Genomic DNA, 7,362 nt, shown 5'->3' with positions numbered 1-7,362 from the left:
TTCAACCATGACCTCATCCACACAGACTCCGGCGCTCCGTCCGACGCGGGCCTTCGGCCTCACCTGGCTCGGCCAGGTCGCCTCGCTCATCGGCTCGGGGGTGACGCACTTCGCGCTGGGCATCGAGATCTACAAGCGCTCCGGCTCCGTGACGCAGTTCTCGCTGCTCACCTTCTTCTACCTGCTGCCCATGGCGCTGGTGTCTCCGCTGGCGGGCGCGCTGGTGGACCGCTGGGACCGGCGGAAGGTGATGCTGCTGAGCGACCTGGGCTCGGGGCTCGCATCGCTGTGCATCTTCGGACTGCTGCACGCGAACGCGGCGGGGCTGTGGGAGATGAAGCCCTGGCACTTCTATGGCCCCATCGTCGTCAGCGCGCTCTTCAACGCGTTCCGCTGGCCGGCCTTCCAGGCGAGCACGACGCTGATGGTGTCGAAGGAGCACCTGGCGCGGGCGAACGGCTTCGTGGAGCTGGCCTCGGGCGTGGGGCAGCTCGTGTCGCCGGTGCTCGCGGGGGTGCTGCTCCTGAAGATTGGCCTCCAGGGCATCGTGCTGATGGACCTGGCGACGTTCGCGTTCTCCATGGTGACGCTGCTGATGGTCCGCTTCCCGAAGCCGCCCGTGTCCGACGAGGGCGCGGCGGCGCGCGGCTCGCTGTGGAAGGAGATGGGGTTGGGTTGGCGCTTCATCGCCTCGCGGCCCGGGCTGCGGGGGCTGCTGGTGACGCTGGCGGTGGTCAACGTGGTGATGGGCATGGTGATGGTGCTCATCACCCCGCTCATCCTCAGCTTCACGGACGCGGCCACGCTGGGCCGGGTGATGTCGGCCTCGGGCTCGGGGATGTTGGTGGGCGGCATCGCCATGGGCGTGTGGGGCGGACCGAAGCGCCGCATCCACGGGGTGCTCGGCTTCGTGGCGCTGGCGGGTCTGCCGCTGATGCTCGCGGTGCTGCCGCCGAGCCCGTGGCTGGTGGGCCTGTGCGCGGCGCTGTTCCTGTTCAACATCCCCATCCTGTCGAGCTGCGCGCAGACCCTCTGGCAGCAGAAGGTGCCGCCGGACGTGCAGGGCCGGGTCTTCTCCGTGCGGCGCGTGGTGAACCTGCTCGGCGCGCCGGTGGCCTCGGTGCTGGCGGGCCTGCTGTCCGACGCGTTCTTCGAGCCGTGGATGGCGCCGGACGGAGCGCTCGCGGGGACGCTGGGCTCCATCGTGGGGACGGGCACCGGACGCGGCATCGCGCTGCTCTTCGGTGTGCTGGGGCTGGTGCTGGTCGCGCAGGCCATTGCCGCCTGGCAGAACCCGCACATCCGCAACCTGGAGGACGAGCTGCCGGACGCGGAGTCCGGCACCGACGACAGCCCCGTGCCCTCGCTCGCGAGCTGATGCCGCTGACGGTCCTCAGCGCACGCCCAACATGACGGAGCGTGACGCCTCGAACCGTTCCGCGAGAAAGCCCATCACCGCGCGCACCCGCGGCACCTTCCGGGCCTCGCGCGAGGCCACGAGCCACACGTCCTCCAGGGGCAGCTCCACCTCCGGGAGGACGGGCTGCAGCTCCGGGTGGAGACTGGCCAGCGCGCACGGCAGCGCGGCCACCCCCTGGTGCGCGGCCACCGCGCCCGCCACGGCCACGGCCGCGTTGCTGCGGAAGACGAAGCGCCCGGCGCCCCACTCCTCCAGCCACTGGAGCTGCGGCATGCGCGCGATTGCCGCGTCGAAGCCCACCAGCGCATGGTCCGCGAGGTCCGCCGGTGAGCGCAGGGGCGCGGCGCGGGACAGGTAGCGCGCGCTGGCGTAGAGCCTCCAGGCGAGCTGCCCCACCTTGCGCGCCACCAGCGAGTCCCCCTTGGGGCGCACGGTGCGCACGCCCAGGTCCGCCTCCTGGCGCGCCAGGTCCAAGAGCCGCGTGTCCGCGGACAGCTCCACGCGGACGCCCGGGTGGCGCTCCCGGAAGCTCGCCAGCCAGGGGTTGAGGAAGGCCACGAAGCCATCCCCGGTGGTCAGGCGCACGGGCCCGTCGAGCTGCCCCTCCTCGTGCTTCAGCCCGCGCTCGGCGCTGTGGAGCTGGGACTCGATGGCCGCGGCGGTGCGCACCAGCGCGCGGCCCTCGGGCGTCAGCCGGACCCCCTCCGGAACGCGGGCGAACAGCCGGGTGCCCAGGCGCCGCTCCAGCGCCGTCATCCGGCGACCCACGGTGGAGGTGACCACGCCCAGCGCGCGAGCCGCCGCCGACATCGAGCCGGCGCGCTCCACGGTGAGGAGGTAGCGCAGGTCATCCCAGTTCATTCGCAGCCCCTTGCATGGATGCAACACCAGTTTGCCGCGATGGCGTCTGGCGCAACAGGGGGGTACCCAGATGCCAACGAGGGCGGCCCGTGCCGGGGCGCCCACAAGCACGGAGGCACATTCCATGAAGACCGCATTCGTCACCGGCTCCACCGGCCTGCTCGGAAGCAATCTGGTCCGCCTGCTCACGTCCCGCGGAGTCCGGGTGAAGGCGCTGGTCCGCTCCCCCGAGAAGGCCCAGAAGCTGCTGGCCGGCGTGCCGGTGGAGCTCGTCGAAGGCGACCTGGAGAACGTGGAGGCCTTCGCGCCCGCGATGCGGGACGTGGACGTGCTCTTCCACACCGCCGCGTACTTTCGGGACAGCTACAAGGGCGGCAGCCATGCGGCGGGGCTGATGCGCATCAACGTGGAGGGCACGCGCGCGCTGCTGGAGACCGCGTACCGGCGGGGCATCCGGCGCGTGGTGCACACCAGCTCCATCGCCGTGCTGTCGCCTCGCCCGGGCCACCGCCTCACCGACGAGACGATGCGACGCGACGCGGAGCACGAGCAGGACGCCTACTACCGCTCGAAGATCCTCGCGGACCGGGAGGTGGACGCCGCGCTGGAGCGCCACCGGGACCTGCACGCCTCGCTGGTGCTGCCGGGCTTCATGAACGGCCCCGGTGACGCGGGCCCCACGACGGCGGGACAGCTCGTCCTGGACTTCCTGCATGGCCGCCTGCCGGGAGTCATCAACACGCGCTTCGCCTACGTGGACGCGCGCGACGTGGCCACGGCCTTGGTGGCCGCCGCCGAAAAGGGCCAGCGTGGAGAGCGCTACCTCGCGGCGGGCCGGGACCTGCACGTGGGCGAGGCCCTCCAGGTGCTCGCGTCCGTGACGGGACTCCCCGCCCCGAAGCGGCGGGTGCCGGACGCGCTGCTGGGAACGCTGGCGCTGGTGAACGAGGCCTGGGCGCGGCTCTCCGGGCGCCCGGTGCTCGTGAGCTGGCAGGGCTTCCAGACGCTGCGCCGCGAGCGGACGAACACGGCCTTCGACCCGTCCAAGTCCGAGCGGGCGCTGGGCCTCCGCTTCCGGCCGCTCGAGGAGACCTTCACGGATGCGGTGGAGTGGTTCGCCGCGCACGGCTACGTGGACCGAGCGCGCCTACCCCGGATGGTGGCCCCCGGGACCGTACTCCCCGTCCCACGGGTGTCCTGAGCCCCACGGGCATCGGCTTCGCCAGGTGGGCTACGGTCAGGCGTTCGGAGTCCTCCCGTCGTTCAGGGGCACCCGGACCCGAGGCGCCCCATGTTCGCCCACCCCTTCAGCACCGGCGTCATCTACCGCGAGCGGCTCTTCACCCTCTGCCGGAGCACGGGCCCGCTACCGTTCCGCCCGCAGGCTCACGGGATCACTCCAGAGAGTGTCTACGTGGGTGCGCTTGAGACCTTCCAGGACACCTACGGCATCTCCGGCGGAGCCCTGTTCATCGAGCACTGCCGTCTGCGGCTGCCGTACATCGACCAACTGCGCATCCGCGCCGGAAAGGGTCCGCTGCTGCTGGGCCGCGCCGCTCGCGTCGAGCCGGAGGAAACGCTCTGCGTCGTGTACGAGAACCTGCACACCCCCATGTCCTTCACCGGGGGAATGCTGGTGGGCGACGGCTACATCCTCATGCCCCGCGAGGAAGGCCGCGAGCGCCAGGTCCGCGAGAGCACCGCCCACCCCATCTTCGAGTGGCGCGAACTCGGCGAGCTGCTGTTCGAGGAAGGCCACCTCACCGAGGCCCGGGACATCACCGAGGCCGCGGCCCGGCTGCGCCAGGACCTGACCACGGGGCCGCACGAGCCCGGCTCACCCGAGTGGAAGACCGAGCTCGCGACCAAGGTGTCCCCGCTGTTCCGCCGGGACTACGGCGGGCTCGAGCCACGCCGTAGGTTCAGGGCGCCCCCCATCGAGTAGCGGGCGGCCCACCGGGCACGCCCGCCCACGGGAGCAACGTCTCAGCCCAGCAACTTGAACGTCTCGCGGGCAATCACCATCCGCTGCACCTCGCTGGTGCCCTCGTAGATGGTCTGCACGCGGGCGTCGCGGAAGTACCGCTCGACGGGGAACTCGTCGATGTAGCCGTAGCCGCCGTGGAGCTGCACGGCCTTGTCGGCGAGCTTGTTGCTCATCTCGCTGGCGAACAGCTTCGCCATGGAGGCCTCGCGCGAGAACGGCTGGCCCTGCTCCTTCATGTACGCCGCGCGCAGCGTCAGCAGCTCCGCCGCCTCCAACTGCGTCTTCATGTCCGCCATCATGAAGCGCGGCGCCTGGAACTCGCCAATGGCCTGACCGAACGCCTTGCGGTCCTTCGAGTAGGCCACCGCCGCCTCCAGCGACGCCCGGCCCACGCCGCACGCCTGCGAGGCGATGCCGATGCGCCCGCCGTCCAGCGCCGTCATCGCCAGCCGGAAGCCCTGCCCCTCCTGGCCCAGGAGGTTCTCCGCCGGAATCTCACAGTCCTCGAACGTCAGTGACACCGTGTTCGAGGCGCGCAGCCCCATCTTGTCCTCGTGCTTGCCGATGATGAGGCCCTTCGTCCCGCCCTCCACGATGAAGCACGACAGGCCCTTGTTGCCCGTCGGGGACGTGCGCGCCCACACCACCATCACCCCGGCGTACGCGCCGGAGGTGATCCACTGCTTGCTGCCGTTGAGGACGTACGTGTCCCCGCGGCGCGTCGCCGTGGTGAGCATCGCGCCCGGGTCCGAGCCCGCGTGCGGCTCGGACAGCGCGAAGGAACCGGCAATCGCCTCGCCGGACGCCAGCCGCGTGACGTACTTCTCGCGCTGCGCCTCCGTGCCGAACGCGTTGATGAGCTCCGCGCACATGTTCGTCACGGCCATCGTCACCGACACGGACGCGTCCGCCGCCGCCATCTCCATCATCGCCAGCGCGTACGAGACGACGCCCGCCTCCGAGCCGCCGTACTTCGCCGGGATGTTCACCCCGAGCAGCCCCAGCTCGCCCATCTCCTTGTAGAGCTCCGTGGGGAAGCGCTCTTCACGATCCAACGTGCGGGCCAGCGGGGCCACGCGCTCGCGCGCGAACTTGCGGGCGGTGTCGCGGATCAGCGTCTGGGTCTCGGTCAGCTCGAGGTTCACGGCGGTCTTCCTACTCGATGGCCTTGAGGTTGAACGGGTACTCGATGGGGTGGTCCGCGCCGTCCGGCGGCTTGGGGAACGTCATGGACGACAGCACCGCCACCACGCAGTCGTGAAGGTTGGCGTCCTTCAGCGTGCTGGACTTCTTCACCACCTTGGCGCCCTTCACCAGCCCGTTGGCGTCGATGGTGAAGTTCGTCATCAGGCGGCCCTCCACCTTCTGGTCCTTCTCCGCCATGAGGTCCTCGTAGCACTCCTGGATACGAGGCTGGTGGTAGGTGACCACCTGGCGGATGGAGTCCGGGGTGAACGGCAGCCGGTCGACGTCCGGCCCCTCGCTCTTGGCGGGGGCCGTCGCCTGGGCGGGCTTCCCGCCCGAGGGCTTCTTCGCCGGAGCGCCGCCCTGCGCGAGCGCCACCGCCGAGGAGAGAACGACCACGGAAAGGAAAGCCCGCTTCATCGCGCCTACTCCTTCAGCAGGTTGGCAGAGATGACGATGCGCTGGATCTCGCTCGTCCCCTCGTAGATTTCGGTGATGCGCGCGTCGCGCACGTGGCGCTCGGCGTCCATCTCCTTGCTGTAGCCCATGCCGCCGTGCACCTGGAGGGCCTTGTTGGCCACGCGGCTGGCCATCTCGCTGGCGTACAGCTTGGCCATGGCGCTCTCCGGGCTGTGGCGCACGCCCTTGTCCTTCAGCAGCGCCGCGCGCCACACCAGCAGGCGGGCCGCGTCGATCTCCGTGGCCATGTCGGCGATCATGAACTGGATGGCCTGATGCTCGCGGATGGGCTTGCCGAAGGACTTGCGCTCACCGGAGTAGCGCACCGCCTCCTCGTACGCCGCGCGGGCGATGCCAAGCGCCTGCGACGCGATGCCGATGCGGCCGCCGTCCAGCGTGCTCATGGCGATCTTGAAGCCGTCGCCCTCCTTGCCCAGCATGTACTTCGCCGGCACGCGCATGTCCTCGAAGAACATGGAGCAGGACCAGGCGGCGCTGATGCCCATCTTCTTGTCGGGCTCGGCGCGGATGAAGCCGGGGGTGTTGGTGGGCACGAGGAAGGCGGTGATGCCCTTGTTGCCCTTCTCCTTGTTCGTCATCGTGAACAGGACGATGGCGTCCGCCTTCGGCCCGTTGGTGATCCAGTTCTTGGAGCCGTTGATGACGTACTCGTCACCGCGGCGCACGGCGACGGTCTTCTGGGCGGCGGCGTCGCTGCCGGCCTCGGGCTCGGTGAGGCCGAAGCAGCCGAGCTTCTCGCCCCGGGCGAACGGCGCGAGGAACTGCTCCTTCTGCTCGTCGGTGCCGTACTTCATCACCGGGTCGCAGTAGAGCGAGTTGTTCACGCTCATGATGACGCCGGTGGAGGCACAGCCGCGGCTGATCTCCTCCATGGCGATGGCGTAACAGACGTTGTCCAGGCCCGCGCCACCCTGGTTCTCGGGGACGGCCACGCCCAGGAGGGACAACTCCGCGAGCTTCTTCACCGCGTCCGTCGGCCACGCGTGGTGTTCATCCCACTTGCGGGCGTTGGGGATCAGCTCCTTGGCGGCGAACTCGCGGGTCATCCGCTGGATCTCGCGCTGGACGTCGGTCAGCTCGAAGTTCATGAGGCTCCTCAACAGCGGGAGAAAAAGAGAAGGGACTACATAGTATGGGGGTTTCCCCTCGGGTACAGCGAAGAGGTAACGCCCTGCCGCAAGCGCGGGTTGGTGGTCCGATTAGCGGACGTCCGACTGCCTGTTTCCCCGGAATCCAAGGGTGAACCCAAGAACATGTTCAGCGGCACGGTGACGTCGAACGAGACGTCCGTCCGTCCGCCCTCCCCCGTCCACGTCCGCCGCGCGACGAGCGACAGCGTCCAGGGCACGGTGTGCCGGTGGCGCTCGATGAGGTCGTACGTCAGCCCCACCCCGGCCATGCCACCCGAGCCGTCGCGGCCCCACAGGCC

General features: G+C 70.0%; 7 protein-coding genes and 1 pseudogene. 3 read left to right on the top strand and 5 right to left on the bottom strand.

The window, feature by feature from the left end; genetic code table 11:
- Positions 1–7: 7 nt before the first annotated feature.
- Entirely contained in the window at positions 8–1,378 is a 1,371-nt protein-coding gene (locus HG543_RS15225) for an MFS transporter (protein WP_169345485.1), read from the top strand.
- 15 nt (positions 1,379–1,393) lie between these two features.
- On the opposite strand, the gene HG543_RS15220 is transcribed toward HG543_RS15225, so the two are convergent.
- On the bottom strand, positions 1,394–2,281 hold the full coding sequence (locus tag HG543_RS15220) for a LysR family transcriptional regulator (RefSeq protein ID WP_169345484.1): 888 nt from the start codon (positions 2,279–2,281) through the stop codon (positions 1,394–1,396).
- A gap of 124 nt (positions 2,282–2,405) precedes the next feature.
- Here HG543_RS15220 and HG543_RS15215 point away from each other — a divergent pair, with 124 nt between their 5' ends.
- Together HG543_RS15215 and HG543_RS15210 are read left to right on the top strand one after the other, a co-directional pair.
- Complete coding sequence (locus HG543_RS15215; protein ID WP_169345483.1) at positions 2,406–3,482, top strand: SDR family oxidoreductase; 1,077 nt, start codon at positions 2,406–2,408, stop codon at positions 3,480–3,482.
- A 90-nt stretch (positions 3,483–3,572) separates the two neighbouring features.
- Positions 3,573–4,226, top strand: coding sequence for a hypothetical protein (locus HG543_RS15210; RefSeq protein WP_169345482.1), 654 nt, complete (start codon positions 3,573–3,575; stop codon positions 4,224–4,226).
- A 41-nt stretch (positions 4,227–4,267) separates the two neighbouring features.
- On the opposite strand, the gene HG543_RS15205 is transcribed toward HG543_RS15210, so the two are convergent.
- From HG543_RS15205 to HG543_RS54500, 4 genes and pseudogenes are all read right to left on the bottom strand, one after another.
- Positions 4,268–5,413, bottom strand: coding sequence for an acyl-CoA dehydrogenase family protein (locus HG543_RS15205; RefSeq protein ID WP_169345481.1), 1,146 nt, complete (start codon positions 5,411–5,413; stop codon positions 4,268–4,270).
- A 10-nt stretch (positions 5,414–5,423) separates the two neighbouring features.
- Positions 5,424–5,873: an AgmX/PglI C-terminal domain-containing protein gene (locus HG543_RS15200; RefSeq protein ID WP_169345480.1), complete on the bottom strand. Its 450-nt coding sequence runs from the start codon at positions 5,871–5,873 to the stop codon at positions 5,424–5,426.
- Between the two features lie 5 nt (positions 5,874–5,878).
- Positions 5,879–7,021 (bottom strand): acyl-CoA dehydrogenase, encoded by a 1,143-nt coding sequence (locus HG543_RS15195; RefSeq protein WP_169345479.1) that lies wholly within the window; start codon positions 7,019–7,021, stop codon positions 5,879–5,881.
- 35 nt (positions 7,022–7,056) lie between these two features.
- Positions 7,057–7,362 (bottom strand): annotated as a pseudogene (locus HG543_RS54500) (hypothetical protein); the annotation flags it as partial.

Source organism: Pyxidicoccus fallax (assembly GCF_012933655.1).
Taxonomy (GTDB): Bacteria; Myxococcota; Myxococcia; order Myxococcales; family Myxococcaceae; genus Myxococcus; species Myxococcus fallax.
This window is presented reverse-complemented; position numbering and strand designations above follow the sequence as displayed.

Excerpts from the sequence above, each read along its gene's own strand:
- HG543_RS15225 (WP_169345485.1), top strand. The coding sequence starts at position 8 with ATGACCTCATCCACACAGACTCCGGCGCTCCGTCCGACGCGGGCCTTC.
- HG543_RS15220 (WP_169345484.1), bottom strand. The coding sequence starts at position 2,281 with ATGAACTGGGATGACCTGCGCTACCTCCTCACCGTGGAGCGCGCCGGC.
- HG543_RS15215 (WP_169345483.1), top strand. The coding sequence starts at position 2,406 with ATGAAGACCGCATTCGTCACCGGCTCCACCGGCCTGCTCGGAAGCAAT.
- HG543_RS15210 (WP_169345482.1), top strand. The coding sequence starts at position 3,573 with ATGTTCGCCCACCCCTTCAGCACCGGCGTCATCTACCGCGAGCGGCTC.
- HG543_RS15200 (WP_169345480.1), bottom strand. The coding sequence starts at position 5,873 with ATGAAGCGGGCTTTCCTTTCCGTGGTCGTTCTCTCCTCGGCGGTGGCG.
- HG543_RS15195 (WP_169345479.1), bottom strand. The coding sequence starts at position 7,021 with ATGAACTTCGAGCTGACCGACGTCCAGCGCGAGATCCAGCGGATGACC.